Raw genomic sequence first — 21,999 nt, 5'->3', positions numbered from 1 at the left:
AATTTTGGAAATACTATACCTATAAAATTGTTATAGTACAATTTTTTATTATATAAACAAAAAAAATTGGAGGTTTTAAAATGAAAAGCTTAGTAGGTACAAAAACTTCAGAAAATCTTGCAAAAGCTTTTGCTGGAGAATCACAGGCAAGAAATAGATATACAATATATGCGAGAGCTGCCGAGAAGGAAGGTTATAATCAGATTTACTCTATATTTATAGAAACGGCTGAAAACGAAAGGGCTCACGCCAAGGTTTTCTTTGATTTTCTTGTTCAAGGTCTTGGGAAGTCACAAATAAAAGTAGATACGGAATATCCAATAGGATACGGCAACACAGAGCAAAACTTAGAATATGCAGCCGAAGGAGAAAGAGAGGAATGGGGAACAGCTTATCCATCCTTTGCAAAAATTGCTAAAGAAGAAGGATTTCCTGAAGTAGAGGCGGCTTTCAATAATATAGTTGCAATAGAAAAAAGTCATGAAAAAAGGTTTTTAGAATTCAAAAATAGACTTTCAGAAAAAACCATATATAATATGAAAGAACAGACCTATTGGAAATGTAAAAACTGCGGATTTATATATGTAGGAACAACAGCACCTACAATATGTCCTGTATGCAAGTACCCACAGGGATACTTTGAAATAGCTAATGATTATGAAAAATAAAATCTAATAAGCTACTTTTAATTATTTAAGTAATTAGTTAAATTTAAAACAAAGGGCAAAGAAAAGTAAAAGTTAATTTTCTGCTGCTACATAAAATTTTCAAACTTAATGTCAGCACTTTACTTGTAAAAATAACAAAAATTACATTTGTAAAACATAAGTATTTTACATAGCAAAGCATAAAAAATTAGCATTAATTGTCCTTTGTTTTTAATCTTTAAAAATTAACTGTAGAACATTAGAAACCACATTTAAGCTTTCTTGTACTTCCATTATATAATGTTTTCTGTTATACAACACATGATTTATTTTTTATACTTATTTATTAGTTCAATTATATTATCAACAGAATTTTTTGCAGCGCTGGAATTCATGTTATCTATATAAGTTTTTTTATTTTTATATAATTCATCTATTTTATTTCTAAGACTATCTTCTTTTAGATCTTCTTCTTGAATTACAACACTATATCCAGCTTTTTCAAAAGAAGCAGCATTTAATATTTGATCACCTCTGCTGGATTTTTTCGATAATGGTATCAATATATTAGGCTTTTTAAGTGCTAAAAGCTCAAAAATTACATTTGCCCCAGCTCTAGATATAACTATATCTGCTGCCTGCATAAGATGTGGTAATTCATCTGACACGTAATCAAACTGCTTGTAACCTCTTAAATTTGTAAGGCTATTATCAATATTATTCTTACCGCAAATATGAATTACATCATACGTTTTTACTATTTCCTTTAAAATTCCACGTACCTTATCATTTATTACTTTTGATCCTAAGCTGCCTCCTATTACTAAAAGAACAGCTTTTTCCCCTTTAAAACCGCATATATCAAGTCCCTTAGCTTTATTACCTTTAAACAATTCTTGCCTTATAGGCGTACCAGTTAAAATAGCTTTATTCCCCTTTATATTTTTGATTGATTCCGGAAATGTAACACATACTTTATCACAATAAGGTGCAGCTATCTTATTTGCAAGACCTGGAGTAATATCAGATTCATGAGCAATTACTGGTATGTGGCAAAAATGTGCTGCCATAACAACAGGAACAGATACAAATCCTCCTTTTGAAAATACTATATTAGGTCTTTCCTTTTTCATTATTGATATCGCTTTAAAAATACCCTTAATAACTTTAAAAGGATCTGTAAAATTTTTCAAATCAAAATATCTTCTTAATTTCCCACTAGATATTGAATGATACTTTATATTTTCCTTTTTTATAATTCCGTTCTCTATACCATCTCTAGTTCCTATATATTGAACTTCATATCCAAGTTCTTTTAATTTGGGAACAAGTGCTAGATTTGGAGTCACATGACCAGCTGAACCTCCGCCTGTCATTATAATTTTAAATTTACTCATAAAAAATCCTCCCTTATAAATTACATAAAACATTTTATCATAATTATTAAATGATACAAGCTTCCTTTTTTGTCTTAAGTTCACCATCATATTGTTTTAAACATTGGTTAAACTATTACTACCAAACTAAAAGGAGGCGAAAAGCATGTCAAACCAACATTTAGTTCCAGAAGCTAGAGAAGGCTTAGATCACCTTAAAATGGAAGTTGCTAAAGAATTAAATGTGCCTTTAAGTGATGGATATAATGGAGACCTTACTTCTAGGCAATGTGGTTCTGTTGGAGGAGAAATGGTCAAAAAAATGGTTGCAGATTATGAATCAAAATTATAATAAATAGCGTACAGCAAGTAACTTATTTACGAGCTGTACGCTCACTATGATTTCTAAAATTTTTAATAATTAATTGTACAGTTTTATTATTTAAAAATTCATTAGTTTCTACATTAAATGTTATATCAAATTTCACATTGCTTGAGTAAGATGAATAAAGTTTTTCAAGTTCACTTTGTCCGTATTCATCTATAATAATCTTTTCAAATTCATCAATTCCATTAAAATATATAGCATTAAATATAATTCCACATTTTGATTTTACTTTTAATTTAAGTACATTCTTATTCTTACCTATTACACTAGCTGATATTATTCTCACACACCTATCTGCAAAAAGAGGTTTAGAATTTCCTTTTCCAAATGGCTCTAAGGTTTTTATTTCTTCTGAAAGCTTCAGTGATACATTATCAATATCAAGCTGCATATCTATGTGAACTTTAGGAATTATATCATCAGAAGTTAATCTGCAGTTTGCATTGAGTTTATCCCTTAATCTATCAACCATACTCAAATTTTTTAATGAAAGCCCTGCTGCCATTGGATGTCCTCCAAATTTTTCAATTAAATCTGAACACTCAACTAAATTTTCGAACATATTATACTCCTCAATAGATCTTCCTGACCCTTTAACTCCTTCATTTGCATCTGTGAAAATTATAGTAGGCGCATTATATCTTTCCTTAATTCTTCCTGCAATTATTCCAGCTACACTTTCATGTATATCCTCTAAATATATTACAAGTACCTTATCTTTAGCAAAGTTAAACTTCTTTATTGCCTCTTCAGCTTTTTCCACTCCTAAATTTGTTATTTCTTGCCTTTCTTTGTTAAACTCATGAAGTTTTTTTGCAAATTCATGCGCTTCTTCTTCATCTTTAGATAAAAGTAATTGTAAAGCCACTTTAGCATGCTTAAGTCTTCCCACAGCATTTATTGTTGGTCCAATTACAAATCCAAGAGAATAAACACTTATTTCCTTATCACCTAATCCAACTTCATTAATAAGTGCCTTTAATCCTATATTTTTAGTTTTATTTATAAGTTCGAGACCTTTTTTTACAATTATTCTATTTTCATCTATAATATCTACCACATCGCATACTGTAGCAATAGCAGCATATTCTAAAAAATTATAGCTTTCAGAAGCATCTACCTTCATTATTTCATATAAAACTTGTATAAACTTAAAAATCACTCCTGCACCGCATAATTTATTAAATGGGTAGCCACAGTCTTCTTGTTTAGGATTTACAACTGCATCAGCCTTTGGCACAACAAATTTTTTTTCTCCATTTTGTTCTACAAATGGCACATCATGATGATCAGTTATAACTACTTTCATCCCAAACTCTTTCGCTAATTCCATCTGCTTTATAGCTGCAATTCCATTGTCACAAGTTATAATAACATCAAATCCATTATCCCTAGCATACAAAATTATATTTTCATTGATGCCATAACCTTCTGTAATTCTATCCGGAATATAATAATTTACTTTGTCAGTAAATTTAGATATGCCTTCATAAAGCATATATGTGCTCATAATTCCATCAACATCATAGTCACCCACAATTAGTATACTCCTATTGTTGTCTATTGCTTCTTTGATTATAAAAGCTCCTGCTTCAATGTCTTTCATTAATTTAGGATTATAAAGCATAGCTAAAGATGGATTTACAAAACGCATTTCATCATTTTTATTATATATTCCCCTATTTAATAATATTCTTGTTAATACCTCACTAATTCCAAATTCTCTTGACAATTTATTTATATTTGCTTTTACGTTTCTAACAAGCCATTTTTCCAAGTAAATCACACACCTTGAATTTCATCTATAATTCCACCACCAACTAAAAGATCACCCTTGTAAAATACCGCAGATTGACCTATAGTTATAGCCCTTTGAGGAATTTCAAACTTAATTTTTACTCTTCCATCCTCCATAGGACTTATTACCGCTTTTGAAACTTTTGCGTTATATCTTATTTTAGCTTCTACCTCCATAGGTTCCTCTAATCTGTCAAAGGGTATAAAATTATTATCCTTAGTTATAAGTTCACTCTTAAAAATATCTTTTTCATCTCCAAGAACAATCTCATTTTTGTCTGCCTTTATATCTGTTACAAATATTCTCTTTCCTGCTGCTATTCCAAGTCCTTTTCTTTGACCTATAGTATAATAAACTATGCCCTTATGTTTTCCTATAAACTTTCCCTGTTTATCTACAAAGTTTCCTTCTTTTATATCATTTGGGCACTGTCTTTTTATAAAACCACCATGATCATCATCTGGAATAAAACATATCTCCTCACTATCTCTCTTATTAAATACATTAAGTCCTATTTCCTTAGCAATTTCTCTTATATGTTCTTTTTCATAATCTCCACATGGCATCAAGGTATGTTCAAGCTGATATTGAGTCATATTATACATAACATAAGTTTGATCCTTTTTATCATCAATGGACCTTCTTATTACAAATCTTCCATTTTCCTTTAAAATTTTGCAGTAATGTCCCGTGGCTACGTAATCAGCCCCTAAACTTTGAGCTTTTTTAAGCAGTGCATCAAATTTAATATGTTTATTACAGGCAATACAAGGATTAGGAGTCCTTCCTTTTAGGTAATCATCTATAAAATAATCAATTACCTTATCCTTAAATACTTCTGTAAAGTTCATTACATAAAACGGTATATCAAGTTTATACGCTACTCTCCTAGCATCTTCAACAGCTGAAATTGAGCAGCAGCCTCCTTCTTTTTCATTATAAAAAGCATCATCTGGAGTTAACTTCATAGTTATTCCTATAACGTCATACCCTTGTCTTTTTAGCAAATAAGCCGCTACAGAACTATCAACTCCTCCACTCATTCCTATAACAACTTTTTTATTCATATATATCACCATTACCTTATCTGTTTTATATAATTTTAACTAATAAATCGCTATTTGTTTTCATAAAGCATCAATGTTTCTAGGAATTTTATAAAAAATAGCTGACTCACTTTAAAATTTCGCATAATTTGTTTATAGTATAGTTAATATCCTCTTCTGTGGTAAATTTTCCTATGGTAAATCTTACAGAGCTTTTTGCATCTGCTCTAGAAAGTCCTATAGCTGTAAGCACATGAGAAGGTTCTATTGCTCCTGCAGAACATGCACTTCCAGATGAGGCGCAAACACCTGCCATATCTAAATTTATTAAAATCCCCTCTCCATCTTTTCCATTAAAACATAAATTTATATTATTTGAAAGTCTTTTTTCACCTCTAGGCCCATTTAATTTTACATTAGGAAGCTTAAGAGCTTCATCTATAAAGATATCTCTCAGTCTTTTTTGTCTTTCTGTCTCTCTTTCAAATTCACCATATACTACCTCAAAGGCCTTAGAAATCCCAACTATATATGGTATATTTTCAGTTCCACTTCTCTTTCCTCTTTGCTGCTGTCCGCCATAAATTAAATTGCTTATTTTAGTACCCCTTTTAATGTAGAGTATTCCAATACCCTTTGGTGCATAAATTTTATGTCCTGAAACTGACATTAAATCAACGTTCATACAGCTTACATCAAGTTTCATATGACCAACAGCCTGAACAGCATCTGTATGAAATATAATATTTTTTTCTTTAAGTATTTTACCTACTTCACTAATAGGCTCTATTGTTCCTATCTCATTATTTGCTGTCATAATAGATACCAATATAGTATCTTTCCTTATACTCTCCTTTAAGGCATCTATTGATATTAAACCTTCTGCATCTACAGGTAGGTATGTAATTTCAAATCCTTGACTTTCCAAGAACTTGCAAGCGTTAAGTATGGCATGATGCTCTATAGTAGTTGTTATTATATGTTTACCCTTCTCTTTATTTGCTATGGCTGTTCCAATCAATGCCCAATTATCACTTTCAGTACCACCACTTGTAAAAAATATTTCTTCACTCTTACAATTTAAAATTCCCGCAATAGTATTTCTAGCCTCATCTAATGCAATTTTGCTCTTCATTGAAAAAGAATAAACCGATGATGGGTTACCGTAAAATTCATCAAAATATGGTTTCATTTCTTCAATTACCTCATTAAGAACCATAGTAGTTGCGGAGTAGTCCATATAGACATGCTTTTTCACATTATCACCCTTTTCCCTAATTTAAACGTCTAAAGCGCAGTGACTTCTTACACTGCGCTTTAAGATACATTCTTTATATAATTATACTACAAAATATTAATCAAATATAGGCATTGATAAATATCTTTGACCACTATCTGGAAGAATTACAACTATATTTTTATCTGCAAATTCTGGTCTATTTGCAACAATCTTTGCCGCATGCAGAGCAGCACCTGCTGATATTCCTGAAAGTATTCCCTCTGTAAGTACTAATTCTTTAGTAGCTGCAAACGCTTCTTCATTTTTTATTGTAATTATTTCGTCTACAAGATTTTTATCAAAAACTTCTGGAACAAATCCAGCTCCTATTCCCTGTATTTTATGAGGACCCGATTTTCCTCCAGAAAGCACAGGTGAATCAAATGGTTCTACCGCAATAATCTTAATATTAGGATTATTTTTCTTTAAAGTTTTAGCAATTCCTGTAATAGTTCCACCTGTACCTACTCCTGCAACTACTGCATCAACTTTTCCATCTGTATCTTCCCATATTTCTTCTCCAGTAGTTACTTCGTGAATAGCTGGGTTTGAAGGATTATTAAACTGTTGAGGTATAAAAGAATTTGGATTTTCTTTAGCTAATTCCTCTGCCTTTTTAATGGCTCCCTTCATGCCTTCCACTCCTGGTGTCAATACTAACTCAGCTCCATAAGCCTTAAGAAGCTTTCTTCTTTCAATGCTCATAGTTTCAGGCATTGTAAGTATGAGTCTATATCCTCTAGCAGCAGAAATCAAAGCTAATCCAACTCCTGTATTTCCACTTGTAGGTTCAATTATAATGGTATCTTTGTTTATCTTACCGCTATCTTCAGCATCTTTAATCATAGAATATGCAATCCTATCTTTTATACTTCCAGATGGATTAAAATATTCAACTTTTCCAAGTATATTTCCTTTAAAGCCTTCTTTTTCTTTATAATTTTTTAGGCTAACTAAAGGAGTTTTTCCTATAGTTTCAATAATATTATTATAAATTTTACTCATTTAAAACACCCCATTATTTTTTATATTTTATATTAAACATACATTTTTTCTAGAACTTATGATATAAATAATGCAAATTAACAACGCTTCGTCACATTAAAAAAATTTTATAAATCTTAATGGTAAATTGTTAAAAGCTTTAGAGATTTCAATCTGTTTGAGCCAACGGCGAGTTATTTAAATCCCTTAAGATTTTTACAATTTTACACTTAGATTTATTAATTTTATTTAATATTCCAAAATACTGTTAGTTCGTAATTTTTTTTAATTACAAAAATCAAATAGTCAATTTAAATATAGTACATATAATTTGAATTAATTAAATTATTATAATTAATTACTAAATCTTCAAGCGTAATAGAATCTACTATATCATTTATGGAATTGTTTAAGCGATCCCAAACATTATTTCTTATACAGCTGTCAAGCTTATCTTCATTGACAACCTCCTTATCGTCTCTTTCAACAACAACGAGTTCACCTTCAAGTGCCCTTAAAATATTACCAACAGTTATTTCATTAATACTTTTTCCAAGCACATAACCGCCTTGAGAACCCTTTCTTCCTCTTACAAGCCCTTCTTTTCTGAGAGAAGAAAAAATTTGCTCTAAATATCCTTCTGAAATATTTTGTCTTTGTGATATACTTTTAAGTGTAACACTATCATTTATTGAATTAATAGCCAAATCTACCATAGCTTTTAATCCGTATCTTCCTTTTGTTGATATCTTCATAATAAACACACCCATTTTTTAGTTTTTCTATATATTTAGTATGTTTTAATAATATAGCTAAATTTGCTAATTGTCAAGTGCGTCTATATTCTTTCCTCTATTTGTTTAAAATATTCTCAACATACATAATATTGTTTTATTTTGAAATTTTGCATTAATATTTTAATTTAGCCATTCTCTTTTTCATGAAAATATTGTAAAATATAAATGTAGTACAGCATTTATTTTTTATTTTTTTATACAAAAGTAGGGAGGGGATATTCTTGTTAAAAAAAGAAGTTATAGCAATGATTTTAGCTGGTGGACAAGGTAGTCGTTTAGGAATACTTACCAGAAAAACTGCAAAACCAGCGGTTCCATTTGGAGGAAAATATAAAATAATTGATTTTACATTAAGTAATTGTTCAAATTCTGGTATCGATACAGTTGGTGTTTTAACTCAGTACAAGCCTTTAGAATTAAATGCACACATAGGTATAGGAAGTCCTTGGGATCTTGATCGAAATGACGGGGGAGTTAGTCTTCTTCCTCCTTATATGAAAGAAACTGGTGGAAATTGGTACAAAGGAACAGCAAATGCAATTTATCAAAATAGGCACTTTGTAAACTCTTTTTCACCTGAATATGTAGTAATATTATCAGGGGATCATATTTATAAAATGGATTATTCTAAGATGCTGGACTATCACAAAGAAAAAAAAGCAGATGCAACCATAGCAGTAATTGAAGTACCTATAGATGAAGCTAGCAGATTTGGTATTATGAATACAGACGAAGATAATAAAATATATGAATTCGAAGAAAAGCCAAAAAAGCCTAAAAGCAACCTAGCTTCAATGGGTATATATATTTTCAATTGGAAGTTTCTTGAAAAGTACTTACAACAGGATGAAGAAAACGAAAAATCAAGTAACGATTTTGGAAAAAACATAATTCCAAACATGCTAAATAATAATAGAGCTTTATATGCTTATCATTTCGATGGCTATTGGAAGGATGTTGGAACAATTGATAGCTTATGGCAAGCAAATATGGATTTATTAAATGATAATAACGAACTAAACATATATGATCCAGCCTGGAAGATATATTCTGTTAACCCTACACGTCCACCTCAATATATTGGCTGTGATTCAGATGTAAAAGGTTCTTTAATAGTTGAAGGCTGCGTAGTTCTTGGAGCCGTTCATAATTCGGTACTATTTCCAAACGTACATGTAGGAAATAATTCTATCATTAAAGACTCAGTTATTATGCCAAATGTAACTATAGGTGATAATGTAATAATAAAGAAGGCTATTATCGGATGCAATTCTAAAATATTAGATAATTGCAAAATTGGCGATGGTGAAAAAATAGCCGTTATAGGTGAAGATAAAAAAATAAAAGAAGACTTAATGTGATAAATGAGGTGGGAAAATGTTAAATGATTATATGTCAATTTTAACTTTAAACGAGGAGGATGGTTCTATAAAAGGACTCACCAAAAAAAGACCCCTGGCCGCAATACCAATTGCTGGAAGATATAGGATTATAGATTTTGTTCTCTCAAATTTAGTAAACTCGGGAATAAGAAATGTTGGAATTCTTACTGATGGTAATTCAAGATCACTTGTGGATCATCTTGGTTCTGGTAAACCTTGGGATCTAGATAGAAAAATAAACGGTCTTTTCGTATTTAGTTTTAGCGGAGTAAACTCATTTTTTAGCGATATTGAAATGCTAAAAAACAATATGGAATATATATATAGAAGCAGGCAATCAAAGGTTATAATTTCTTCATCCTTTATGATATGCAATATTGATTATGAGCAAGCTGCAAGGTTTCACGAGGAATCTGGTAGTGATATTACTATAATATATAAAAAAATCAATGATGGTAAAACTCACTTTTTAAACCGTAATGTTCTCAATTTAAATGAGAACTCCGAAGTTTTAGGTATAGGAAAAAACATAGGTACAGAAAATAACCAAAATATATCTATGGAAATGTTCATAATGGACAAAAGCTTACTAATAAATATTTTAAATTCTTGCATAAAGACAGGCTTTTGGTCCACAATTTCAGAATGGATTTATAGAAATTGCAATAATTTAAATATCAATGGTTACGAATTTAAGGGTTATTTAAAATGCATTGATTCAATACAATCTTACTATGAAGCTAATATGGATATGCTGAACCTTGATATAAACAAAGAACTATTTTTTAGCAATGGCCTTATATATACAAAAGTAATGGATGAAGCTCCTACAAAATATTTTAATGGTTCCTACGTATGCAATTCACTTATAGCAAATGGTTCCTTAATACAGGGATTTGTAACAAACAGTATAATATCAAGAAGAGTAGTAATTCATAAGGGTGCAAAGGTTAGAAATTGTATCATAATGCAGAATTGTGAAATAAAAGAAAATGCAAAGCTTACAAATGTAATAATAGATAAAAATGTGTTAATTGATGAAGGTAAAGAATTAAAAGGCGATAGAGAATATCCAGTTGTTATTGAAAAGCGTTCTCTTTATCAATAATAAAAATACTAAAGATAAACCACCTTGAAACTTGAAATTCATTTGTACCAAAATGCCTTCTTCTGAGCATTTTGGTACAAATGAATTTCAGCAGTTGAAGCGGTTTATCTATATAATGGAGATGATTATTTGAAAGTACTATTTGCTGCTTCAGAAAGTTTTCCTTTTTTGAAAACCGGCGGACTCGGTGATGTTGCCTATGCTCTTCCAAAGGCGCTCAGGAAATTGGGTGTCGATGCAAGAGTTATAATTCCTAAATATTCAGATATTCCAGAAAAGTTCAAATATAATACCCATCATATTGCTAGCTTCGGAGTTCCTGTTGGATGGAGAAGCCAGTATGGAGGACTAGAATATTATGAATATGACGGTATACCATTTTATTTTATAGATAATGAATATTACTTTAAAAGATCCGGAGCTTATGGATATTATGATGATGGGGAAAGATTTGCTTACTTTTCAAGAGCAGTTTTACAAGCTATAACTTATATGGGTGATTTTAATCCTGACGTAATACATTGCAACGATTGGCAAACAGCCATGATACCTGTTTTATTAAAAGATCACTATAGGGATTATTCAAATTACAATCATATAAAAACAATATATACAATTCACAATTTAAAATATCAAGGTGTTTTTGATCCAAAAGTTTTAGGAGAACTCTTATGCTTAAATGAAGGTTATTATAGTGAAAATTGTTTAAAGTTTTATGATGGTATTTCATACATGAAAGGCGGTTTAATGTTTGCTGATAAAATTTCAACCGTAAGCAATACCTATGCTGAGGAAATAAAAACTCCATATTATGGTGAGGGTTTACACGGCATAATGCAAACAAGGGCTAATGATTTATGGGGAATAGTAAATGGAATAGATTATGATTTAATGAACCCTAGTACAGATAAAGACTTATTCTTTAACTATGACTCAAACAATCTCTACAATAAAACAAGAAACAAAACTGAACTTCAAAAAATGCTTAATCTTCCGTATAGCGAAGGAACTCCTTTAATAGGGATTGTATCTAGACTCGTTGATCAAAAAGGTTTTGATTTAATTGCTTATATTCTTGAAGAACTACTTCAGGATGGAATACAGCTTGTAGTACTTGGAACAGGAGAAAAAAAATATGAGGATATGTTTAAATACTTTGCCTTTAAATATCCAAGTAAACTATCTGCCAATATATATTTTGACAGCAGCCTTGCTCAAAAAATATATGCTGCTTCAGATATGTTTCTTATGCCATCATTATTTGAGCCATGTGGAATAGGTCAGCTTATAGCTTTGAGATATGGTAGTTTACCTATCGTTAGGGAAACTGGTGGTTTAAAAGATACTGTTCATCCATTTAATCCTTGCAATGGAGAAGGTAATGGTTTCTCGTTTACTAACTACAATGCTCATGACATGCTCCACGTAATTAGAAATGCTGAATATTTTTATTACAATGAAAAAGATAATTGGACAAAACTTGTGAAAAGAGCAATGTGTGAAAATAATAGTTGGAATAATTCAGCTAAAACTTATATAAACTTGTACAATTCAGTACTTTATTAAAAATATTAAACTGCTTTAATAAAATTTAATATAAATTATATTGTAAGGAGATTGAGAATATGAAAAAAAGTAATGTAAAAAAGTCAACTTCCACTAAAATTAGTTCATCTAAGCCCGAAAATACTAGCATTAAAAAAGCTGTTGGAACTTCTATTGTTAAATCTTCTTCTGATGAAACTAAAAACATTTCAGAAACTAAGGAAAAAAACACAGTGACATTAAGTAAAACTTCATGTGAAACTCATAAAAGTACTGCTCATGAAACAAAGAAAAAAAGCGATACAAAAAAAACTACCATTGAATTTACTTTTAAGGTAAACAACAAAACATCTTATTTCGGAGAAAAATTATATGTATGCGGAAGCATTAAAGAGCTTGGAAATTGGGATGTGAAAAATGCATTTGCTCTAAATACAGATGAAAACTTATACCCAAGCTGGAAAGGAACTATTACTTTACCTGTAGATACTTATATAGAATTCAAATTTGTATCTGTTGGAAATGATGGAACTACAGAAAATGTAATTTGGGAAGATGGAGAAAACAGAGCTGCAACTATAACAAAAGAGTCTGACAACTACGAAAGTGACTGGAATGAAACAAAGTAATAGTGCTTCAAGACATTAAATAGAATTAATAAATCTAAGAGGCGAATTATTAAAATCCTAAGAAGTTTCAATAACTCACTATCGTTCAAACAAATTGAAATTTCTAAGTTTTTTAATAATTCGCCTCTAAGATTTATAAAATTCTCTTTAAATCGTCTTTTCAACACTATTACTTTGTTCACACGACAAAACAAGGAACATTTTTCTCCGTACCTACGAAAAATTGGCATTTAATGATTGTTGTCAATGTGCTCTTAATATTCTAAGTGAATTAACTACTGCTATAAGTGATACTCCTGTGTCAGCAAATACAGCTTCCCATATATTAGCGTATCCTAGTGCTCCTAAAACAAGTACTATGACTTTTACCCCTACTGCAAAAATAATATTCTGCCATACAACTCTATTTGTTTTTTTTGCTATCTTTATAGCTGTATATATTTTATGAAGTTCATCATTCATTATAACCACATCTGATGCTTCTACTGCTGCATCTGAACCAACACTTCCCATTGATATTCCAACATCTGCCCTGGCAAGTACAGGTGCATCATTTATACCATCACCTACAAAAGCAATTTTGCAATCTGGCTTTTTACTATACATTTCCTCTATTTTTTCAACCTTATCTTGAGGCAAAAGTTCAGAAAAAACTTCATCCATGCCTATTTTACTGGCTACTACAGAAGCTGGCTTTTTACTATCCCCTGTGAGCATTACAGTTTTAATTCCAATACTCTTAAGCTCATCAATAGCTTTAATGGTATCCTTCTTTATATTATCAGAGATAACAATATATCCAGCATACACATTATCAACCGCTGCATGTACAACAGTTCCAAAAACTTCATCTAAATTAACTTTAGAAACATCAATTTTATTTTGCTTCATAAAATTAGCATTTCCAATACAAACAGCTTTTCCAGAAATTTCAGCTTGTACTCCAAATCCAGATACTTCTTTATAATTTGTAATATTGTTTTTTTCAATATTTCCTCCATAAGCACTGCATATTGAAAGTGCTATAGGATGATTTGAAAATGACTCAACATAAGCTGCATATTTTAAAAGTTCATCTTTTGAAAATTGGTTATAAGTTTGAATTTTATTAACATTAAACTTTCCTTCAGTAAGTGTTCCCGTTTTATCAAACACTACAGTATTAATATTTTTTAAAGCTTCAATATAATTTCCACCTTTAACTAAAATTCCATTCCTTGAAGCACTTCCAATTCCGCCAAAAAAGCTTAGTGGTACAGATAATATAATTGCACAAGGACAAGATGCTACAAGAAATACAAGTGCTCTATAAATCCAATTTGAAAACACAGCATCTTTTATAACTAAAGGTGGTACAATTGCTAGGAGTAAAGCGATGCCAACTACTGATGGTGTATAATATCTTGCAAACTTAGTTATAAACTTTTCTGTAACGGCTTTTTTAGAAGATGCGTTTTCAACTAAATCAAGTATTTTTGATACAGTTGAATCTTTAAATGCTTTAGTTACCTCTACCTTTAAAAGTCCCTCTTTATTTATAGAACCAGAAAAAACTTCACCTTGAATCTCCACTCTCCTAGGAACAGATTCACCAGTTACAGCTGATGTATCAAGCATAGATTCACCTTCTACAACTATGCCATCAAGAGGAATTTTCTCACCAGGTTTTACAAGAATTATATCTCCAACAACAACCTCATCTGGACTAACTTTTAAAGCTTTTTCACCATTTATAAGATTTGCAAACTGCGGTTTTATATCCATAAGTGCAGATATTGACTTTCTAGATTTTTCAACTGCTGCATCTTGAAGAAATTCTCCTATTTGATAAAAAATCATAACAGAAACTGCTTCTGGATACTCCTTTATAGCAAAAGCTCCTATAGTAGCAACTGCCATTAGAAAGTTTTCATCAAATATCTGCCCTTTTCCTATATTTTTTATTGATCTTAGTAAAACGTCTCCTCCAACAACAACATAGCTCACAACATAAAGAACTATATCTATAGTTTTTGGAAACTTAAATACATATGCTGCTATAAAGATTAAAACTCCTATTCCAAATCTTATAACGTCTGCCTTACTTATCTCCTCTTCTTCTTCATCCTCTAATGACTGCTCCATATCAATAACCTTAACTTCATCCTCAATATTTTTTACTATTCCTACTATTTTATTTTGTGCTAGTTCGGCATCGCATTTCTCATATATCTGTACTGTAAGTTTTTTTGTAACAAAATCTAAATTTGCAGTTTGTATTTCTTCAAGTTCATTTACTTTGTTTTCTATTTTAGCTGCACAATTAGCACAGCAAAGCCCTTCGAGATAAAATTGTTTCTTTAAGACACTACCACTTTCCATCATCACCACTCCTAGCTTTGTTATTTTTCTCTTATATGCATAAGTCCCATGTTAAAAATTCCTTTTATATGCTCATCATCTAGCGAATAATATACTGACTTACCTTCTCTCCTATACTTAACTAATTTTGCTTGTCTTAATATTTTCAATTGATGTGATATAGCAGACTGCTTCATATTTAAAAGACATGTTATATCGCAAACACACATTTCAGAATTAAACAATGCGCATATTATTTTTATCCTTGTACTATCTCCAAAAATCTTAAATAAATCTGACAAATCGCTAAGCTCTTCATCCTCTGGCATAATCTCTTCAACTTTTTTTATAACATCAGCATGAACAATATTATTTTCACATCTAAGTGTATTTTCTTCTTCACTCATATGCTAACAACTCCTTATCGGTGAAATTATTATTTATATTATATATGAACAGATATTCATATGTTCATATATAATATAACATCTTTCTAACTAAAAAACAATAGGAACCCATATTTTTGTATCAATTTTTGGTAAAAAAACATACTATAATTTATAAACTATATTATAAAAGAGCGGTGATATAAGTTATGTGTGGTATTGCAGGATTTGTTAATTTCAAAAAAAATTTAACTGGATACAACAAGGTAATAGAACTTATGACTGATACATTAAAAAAAAGAGGACCAGATTCTCACGGTTATTATATATCTAAAAATGCACTTCTTGGACATAGACGTCTTATAGTAGTAGACCCTAAAGGCGGCAATCAACCTATGATAAAATTATACAACGGAAAAAAATACATTATAGTATACAATGGTGAACTTTATAATACAGAAGATGTAAGAAAACTCCTAATAAAAGAAGGCTATACCTTTGAATCTTATTCAGATACAGAGGTTTTATTAACTTCTTATATACATTGGGGAAAAGATTGTTTAAAGCACATAAATGGAATTTTTGCATTTGGGGTTTATTCAGAAAATGATAAAAAACTTTTTCTTGCAAGAGATCCACTTGGAGTTAAACCTCTATTTTACACAGTTAAAGATCACAATCTTATATTTGGTTCAGAAATTAAAACCCTCCTTGCAAATCCTTTAGTTGAACCAATACTTACAGAAGAAGGCCTTACTGAAATTTTTGCCCTAGGGCCTGCAAGAGATCTTGGAAGTGGAGTTTTAAAGGATATATATGATGTGCCACCTGCACATTACCTTGAATTTACCCCTGATTCCATTAAGCTTAATGAATACTGGAAGCTTACTTGCTATGATCATACTGAAAATATTGAAGAAACAGCTGATCACATTAGAAACATATTAGTAGATGCAATAAAAAGACAGCTATATGCTGATGTTCCTGTTTGTACTTTCTTATCAGGTGGTCTTGATTCAAGTATAATATCTGCTGTAGCAGCAAAAGAATTTGAAAAGCAAGGTAAAACTTTAAATACCTATTCCATAGATTATAAAGATAACGAATTATATTTTAAAAACGATAATTTTGTAATAACTCCTGATAGTGTGTGGGCAGAAAAAGTTCATAAATTTATTGGAAGTAACCATCATAAAATAATAAATAACAATGCTGATTTAGCACATGCTTTAAAAGAAGCTGTTGAAGCAAACGATATTCCTGGAATGGCCGATATAGATTCTTCCCTTTATTTATTTTGCAAAGGCGTTAGAAAGGACAATATAGTTGCACTATCAGGTGAATGTGCAGATGAAATATTTGGAGGGTATCCGTGGTTTACACGAAAAGAAATGCTTGAAGCCAAAACTTTCCCTTGGTCAAGATTTGTAAAGGAAAGAAGCAGTCTTCTATCTCCTGAATTTAAAACAATAAACCTTCAAGAATTCGTAGATGAAAAATACAAAGAAAATTTAAAAAATGTACCTTACCTAGATACTGACACTCCTTATGCAAGAAAAATGCGTGAGCTTGTATATTTAAATATAAAATGGTTTATGATAACCTTGCTAACAAGAAAGGACAGAATGAGCATGGCAAATAGCCTTGAAGTTAGGGTTCCATTTGCAGATTACAGACTAGTTGAATATGCTTATAATATTCCACCTGAAATGAGATTTTACGGCAATAGAGAAAAAGGCATATTAAGAAAAGCTGCTGAAGGCATACTTCCAAAGGATGTAATTGAAAGAAAAAAGAGTCCGTATCCAAAAACCTTTGATCCTAGATACACTTCCATAGTTCAAAACTGGCTTAAAGAAATAATAAACGATAAAACTTCACCTATTTTAAATATAATTGATTTAAAGACTGTTACAGAACTAGTTGAAACTGGAGGAAACTCTTATAAAACTCCATGGTTTGGTCAACTCATGAAAGGTCCTCAGCTTATTGCTTATTTAATACAATTAAATATTTGGCTTAAAGAATATAAAGTAAAACTTATATAGGTATATATAAATCTAGTACATCATATGTTAATTTAAAAAGCTATGCTTTAAATAAGTGATCTCATTTTATACTTATTTAAAGCATAGCTTTCTTTAGCATGTTTGCTTTATATAACAAAATTTGACTTTTTTATATATACTCTGCTATTATTTAAATAAGCTGTTTTAGCTGAATTTGCTAATTAGTTTTATATTTTTATTTTTTAATTTTCTAGTTAGACTAAAGTGTAAAGGAGTTATATTATGATTTCAATTTCAGGTTTAGATTACTTAAAATCAAGCTCAGAGTTGCAAGCCGACTCAATACCCGGAGGAGTACTTTATTTAATCATTGAAGACGATACTTTTACTTGGCGAAAAGCCTCAAAATCTTTTGATTTAGATATATTTAAAGTCGGTGAAAATTTAAGTGAAAAAAGTATAGCCAAGCGAGCAATGAAAGAGAAAAAAACATTAGTAGAAAATATTCCTCGTTCCATCTATGGAGTGAGATTAAAAACAATTGTTGAACCCTTAGTTAATGATAAGGGAGAATGTGTTGGGGCTTTTTCCATAATATTTCCTTTAATTCACCCAATAATGAGCTCATTTAAAGATTTTGCTCCCGTTTTAGCTGAAATGTTCTCTGAAGGCGCTGTAATTTATGCAACAGACTTGCAAAAACTTATTCTTAAACAAGCTTCTTCAAGCTTTGATGTAGACTTTTTAAAACCAGGAAAACTAGTAAGTGAAAGTCCTATAACAAAAAAAGTAATAGAATCAAAAAAAGAGGCTGTTCAAGAAATAAATGACCCAAAAATATATGAATCAAAACTTCTTATAACAATTGAACCGATTTTCAGCTCAGAAAATAAAGATGAGGTTATTGGAACCTTAGGAATAGCAATTCCTAAGAAAGTTGCTCAAAATCTAATAAACATGTCTGAAAATATGGAAACTGGGCTTTCTGGAATATCTGCTGCAATTGAACAACTAGCCGCATCAGCATCACAAATACATACAAATGAACAGAAGCTTAACCAAGAAATAAGTGAAGTAAGTAGCTTATCGGAGCAAATCATTGAATTATCTTATTTTATAAAAAAAATAGCGGATGAAACCAAAATGCTTGGATTAAACGCAGCTATAGAGTCTGCTAGAGCTGGTGAAGCTGGCAAAGGCTTTGGAGTTGTATCTCAACAAATTAGAAAACTTTCAGATCAATCCAAGGAAACTGTTCCTAAAATTAAATCTTTAACAGATAAGATTAAAGAAAAAGCTGACAATTCTAGCAAAATGAGTGAAAATTCAATGTTTTCAAGTCAAGAACAAGCTTCAGCAACAGAAGAAGTTACTGCAAGTATAGAAGAATTAACAGCATTATCTACCGAACTAAACAAAATAGCACACAAACTTTAGATTATCTCATTAGTCTTTTTTAGCTACAAAAAAACAATGGCCTTCAATAAGGTTGAACACCATTGTTTTTATATGCTTTAAATTTTATTTAAACTGAGATCAAGGATTATCAACCTCCGGCTGTGCTTTCGTACTACCAATAACATCCTCAGGTACACTGCTCATTTTTTCTACATTCTTAAAATAAGATTCATAAATGGCTCTAGCCACATTAGTTATTTGATTACCAAAGCCTCCATCGTATATTACAGTAGCAACCGCTATTTTAGGATTTTCTACTGGTGCAAATCCTAAATAAACAGCATAGGAGGATCTTTGTATTTTCTGTTGAAAATCAAGGCTAAAGGCATCTGCAGTACCTGTTTTACCTGCTGTTGTAAATGGCAACCCATCAAATTTCCCCTCAGCAGTACCTATAGTATTAACAAGCCCCATTCCTTTTATTACCTGCTCAAGAGTAGACTTACTAACGCCAGTATCGCATATAACTTGAGGATTATATTTAAATACTACACTGTTAGTAACAGGATCTGTTACTTCATTAGTTAAATGCACTTTATATCTCTTACCACCATTAGCTATTGTTGCAACATAGTTTGCAAGCTGTAACATAGTAAAGTTATCATCTCCCTGCCCAATAGCTGCACTGTGAATATCTCCAGGAACAATTCCATTTTCAATTTGCTTTTCTACATCAGATTTAGCTCCTTTTGATATATCCTCCATATCACTATCAGAAATCGAAATACCAGTGGTCTGCGCAAATTTATTCAAAAGTGCAGAAAACTCTTCCTTATCAAACTTGCCATTTATAACATAGCTTTTTATTTTGTCCTTTATATTTGCTTTTAAACTTGCAATAGAACTACTGTCCGAATTACTGGTGTGCAGATCTATTGATTGAGCTTTTTTAGAATACTTTCTATCCTTAAGATCATTTATAACTTCCCAGGCTGCCTGCTGTCCAAGACTAATTTTCTTGCTATAAGTATTAAAAGTCTGACCGAAATTTTCCTTTATTTCTATTCCAGTTGATGGAGTCACTCCCGAATTCGGCTGCACTCCAAGACCAAATTTCCATGCATATTCAGCTATTTTATCATACCCAAATGCCTTTCTAATCATTTCCGATGCTGTCATAAAATAAGGATTACTAGAATGTGCTATAGCATTAACTAAATCGAGTGGACCAAGAGGACCATCAGATTTAAACGTTCTTTTATCTCCATGCCCGTCATCATAATTTCCTTGGTCATCAAATATAGCATAGGGATCTATAGTTTTAGTTTCAAGTCCAGCTATTGCAGTAAGCATTTTAAAGGTTGATCCCGGAGGAGTGAGTCCCATAACAGGATAATTATACATTGGTTTTGGAAGATAATCATAGGCATCTGTTCTTTTCCCGGTACTTTTATCTACTGGAAATAATGTATCTATTAAATCACTTGGAATGCTTAAGTTTTTTATTTGATCTTCTACAGTTGGAAAATACTTCTTCTTTGCTGCATCAGAAAGTCCATTTGGGTCAGCAAAATCATTTGGATTAAAATTTGGCGATTGTGCAAGAGCTATAACACCTCCTGTCATATCCACAGCTACTGCTGCTCCTCTTGTAGCATTTCCTGTATAAGATCCATTTTCTCCATTTCCCGGACTATCACGTAAGCTTTTCATTACTTTTTGAAGTGCCTGTTCAGCTGTATATTGAACATCTGCATTTATAGTTGTTTTTATATTCTGTCCAGGATAGGAATCTTTGCTTGCAAATTTATTTATTACCCTTCCACTCTTATTCACTTCTACAACTTCTCCACCAGCAGTACCTTTTAATCTATCCTCCTCTGCTGACTCCAGTCCAGATATTCCTATAAGATCAGAGCTTACATCATATCCTCTTTCTGCATACGAATCACTTTCATCATCACTTGAGGCAGATATTTTACCAATATAACCTATGGCATTTGAAGCAAGTTTTCCATATGGATAATGTCTTATTGGTTCTTCTTCAACATCTATCCCTGGAAGTTCATTTAATTTTTGCATAAACGCTATAGCAGTTTCTTTTTTTATATTACTTGCAATATCAACCGGCTTATAGCCAGAATAGCTTTGCATCTGAACCGCATCTTTTACAACCATAAACTTTCTTATATCGTCTAATGTACATTTTTTACTTATCCTATTCCCATCCACATTGAAACTATAGTTGCTAGGAATCTTATATAACTTTTTAAGTCTATTAAAAACATATTCGGGTGACATTTTTAAAAGATATTTATCTACATTATTCTTTTGAACCTTGGTAAGTTTATTCCACTTTAAAGCTCCATATAAATTTTTTATTATGTCGTCCCTAAAGCCACCCCTATCATTTAAAAATCTTATCTTGGCAGCATTTATTTGTTTTTCATCTGTTACATTAAAATCAAAAGAATATGTTGGTGTTACTTTAATTGGAAAACTATCGTTTTTATTTTCTCCATATTTATCTAAAAAATAAAATACTTTTGCCATTGTAGGATAAAAACTTTTCTCTGTTGAATCTGTATCCATATAAGTTATATTATAGCTTTGCTGATTTGTGGCTAATTTTATGCCTGTTGAATCTGTTAGTTCTCCTCTTGCTGCAACTTCTTTTATAAACTTATGTGACTTTGTGTTAGCTTGAGACTTATATTCATTTGCGTTAACAACCTGAAGCATTACCAGCCTAACACATATAGTTGCAGTTACAACCACAACAATGGAAATCAAAAAATTAAACCTATTGAAAAACCTTTTTTTATTCTTATTCATAATATTTTCTCCTATAACTTTATGTAACAATTTAACACATAAATATAATATA

17 protein-coding genes are annotated in these 21,999 nt (G+C 30.9%); 8 read left to right on the top strand and 9 right to left on the bottom strand.

All coding sequences use genetic code 11. The annotated features are described in order from the left end of the window. The first annotated feature begins 80 nt into the window (after positions 1 to 80). Positions 81 to 668, top strand: a complete 588-nt coding sequence (gene rbr / locus ACJDT4_RS15355) for a rubrerythrin (protein ID WP_406788453.1) — start codon at positions 81 to 83, stop codon at positions 666 to 668. Positions 669 to 973: 305 nt separating this feature from the next. On the opposite strand, the gene ACJDT4_RS15350 is transcribed toward rbr, so the two are convergent. Then, positions 974 to 2,044, bottom strand: coding sequence for an undecaprenyldiphospho-muramoylpentapeptide beta-N-acetylglucosaminyltransferase (locus tag ACJDT4_RS15350; protein WP_406788452.1), 1,071 nt, complete (start codon positions 2,042 to 2,044; stop codon positions 974 to 976). Positions 2,045 to 2,189: 145 nt separating this feature from the next. On the opposite strand from ACJDT4_RS15350, the gene ACJDT4_RS15345 reads away from it, so the two are divergent. Then, entirely contained in the window at positions 2,190 to 2,375 is a 186-nt protein-coding gene (locus ACJDT4_RS15345) for an alpha/beta-type small acid-soluble spore protein (protein ID WP_406788451.1), read from the top strand. Between the two features lie 22 nt (positions 2,376 to 2,397). On the opposite strand, the gene recJ is transcribed toward ACJDT4_RS15345, so the two are convergent. From recJ to ACJDT4_RS15320, 5 genes are all read right to left on the bottom strand, one after another. Beyond that, positions 2,398 to 4,188 (bottom strand): single-stranded-DNA-specific exonuclease RecJ, encoded by a 1,791-nt coding sequence (gene recJ / locus ACJDT4_RS15340; protein WP_406788450.1) that lies wholly within the window; start codon positions 4,186 to 4,188, stop codon positions 2,398 to 2,400. A 5-nt stretch (positions 4,189 to 4,193) separates the two neighbouring features. Further along, positions 4,194 to 5,276, bottom strand: a complete 1,083-nt coding sequence (gene mnmA / locus ACJDT4_RS15335; RefSeq protein ID WP_406788449.1) for a tRNA 2-thiouridine(34) synthase MnmA — start codon at positions 5,274 to 5,276, stop codon at positions 4,194 to 4,196. Between the two features lie 106 nt (positions 5,277 to 5,382). After that, positions 5,383 to 6,513, bottom strand: a complete 1,131-nt coding sequence (locus tag ACJDT4_RS15330) for a cysteine desulfurase family protein (RefSeq protein ID WP_406788448.1) — start codon at positions 6,511 to 6,513, stop codon at positions 5,383 to 5,385. Positions 6,514 to 6,609: 96 nt separating this feature from the next. Continuing rightward, positions 6,610 to 7,539 (bottom strand): cysteine synthase A, encoded by a 930-nt coding sequence (cysK, locus tag ACJDT4_RS15325; RefSeq protein ID WP_406788447.1) that lies wholly within the window; start codon positions 7,537 to 7,539, stop codon positions 6,610 to 6,612. Between the two features lie 290 nt (positions 7,540 to 7,829). Next, positions 7,830 to 8,273 carry an RrF2 family transcriptional regulator gene (locus ACJDT4_RS15320; RefSeq protein WP_406788446.1) on the bottom strand — a complete coding sequence of 148 codons (444 nt, stop codon included), beginning with the start codon at positions 8,271 to 8,273 and terminating at the stop codon, positions 7,830 to 7,832. 263 nt (positions 8,274 to 8,536) lie between these two features. Here ACJDT4_RS15320 and ACJDT4_RS15315 point away from each other — a divergent pair, with 263 nt between their 5' ends. The 4 genes from ACJDT4_RS15315 to ACJDT4_RS15300 all read left to right on the top strand — a co-directional run bounded on the left by ACJDT4_RS15315 (position 8,537) and on the right by ACJDT4_RS15300 (position 12,979). After that, entirely contained in the window at positions 8,537 to 9,676 is a 1,140-nt protein-coding gene (locus tag ACJDT4_RS15315) for a glucose-1-phosphate adenylyltransferase (protein ID WP_406788445.1), read from the top strand. A 16-nt stretch (positions 9,677 to 9,692) separates the two neighbouring features. Further along, positions 9,693 to 10,805 (top strand): glucose-1-phosphate adenylyltransferase subunit GlgD, encoded by a 1,113-nt coding sequence (gene glgD, locus ACJDT4_RS15310; RefSeq protein WP_406788444.1) that lies wholly within the window; start codon positions 9,693 to 9,695, stop codon positions 10,803 to 10,805. A 129-nt stretch (positions 10,806 to 10,934) separates the two neighbouring features. Beyond that, positions 10,935 to 12,371 carry a glycogen synthase GlgA gene (gene glgA / locus ACJDT4_RS15305; RefSeq protein ID WP_406788443.1) on the top strand — a complete coding sequence of 479 codons (1,437 nt, stop codon included), beginning with the start codon at positions 10,935 to 10,937 and terminating at the stop codon, positions 12,369 to 12,371. A 59-nt stretch (positions 12,372 to 12,430) separates the two neighbouring features. After that, entirely contained in the window at positions 12,431 to 12,979 is a 549-nt protein-coding gene (locus ACJDT4_RS15300) for a CBM20 domain-containing protein (RefSeq protein WP_406788442.1), read from the top strand. Between the two features lie 243 nt (positions 12,980 to 13,222). Here ACJDT4_RS15300 and ACJDT4_RS15295 read toward each other — a convergent pair whose 3' ends face one another. Both ACJDT4_RS15295 and ACJDT4_RS15290 read right to left on the bottom strand, forming a co-directional pair. Continuing rightward, positions 13,223 to 15,340: a heavy metal translocating P-type ATPase gene (locus ACJDT4_RS15295; RefSeq protein WP_406788441.1), complete on the bottom strand. Its 2,118-nt coding sequence runs from the start codon at positions 15,338 to 15,340 to the stop codon at positions 13,223 to 13,225. Between the two features lie 20 nt (positions 15,341 to 15,360). After that, a complete protein-coding gene (locus tag ACJDT4_RS15290) occupies positions 15,361 to 15,726 on the bottom strand; it encodes an ArsR/SmtB family transcription factor (RefSeq protein ID WP_406788440.1) in 366 nt (121 codons plus the stop codon). Between the two features lie 188 nt (positions 15,727 to 15,914). Between ACJDT4_RS15290 and asnB the strand changes: the two genes are divergently transcribed. Further along, positions 15,915 to 17,753 (top strand): asparagine synthase (glutamine-hydrolyzing), encoded by a 1,839-nt coding sequence (gene asnB, locus ACJDT4_RS15285; protein WP_406788439.1) that lies wholly within the window; start codon positions 15,915 to 15,917, stop codon positions 17,751 to 17,753. A gap of 243 nt (positions 17,754 to 17,996) precedes the next feature. Then, entirely contained in the window at positions 17,997 to 19,151 is a 1,155-nt protein-coding gene (locus tag ACJDT4_RS15280; protein WP_406788438.1) for a methyl-accepting chemotaxis protein, read from the top strand. A 99-nt stretch (positions 19,152 to 19,250) separates the two neighbouring features. On the opposite strand, the gene ACJDT4_RS15275 is transcribed toward ACJDT4_RS15280, so the two are convergent. Further along, the gene (locus ACJDT4_RS15275) at positions 19,251 to 21,947 is read right to left on the bottom strand and encodes a peptidoglycan D,D-transpeptidase FtsI family protein (protein ID WP_406788437.1); all 2,697 of its coding nucleotides are present in this window, start codon (positions 21,945 to 21,947) and stop codon (positions 19,251 to 19,253) included. Positions 21,948 to 21,999 lie beyond the last annotated feature (52 nt).

This window comes from Clostridium neuense, assembly GCF_045310695.1.
Lineage (GTDB): Bacteria > Bacillota > Clostridia > Clostridiales > Clostridiaceae > Clostridium_S > Clostridium_S neuense.
This window is presented reverse-complemented; position numbering and strand designations above follow the sequence as displayed.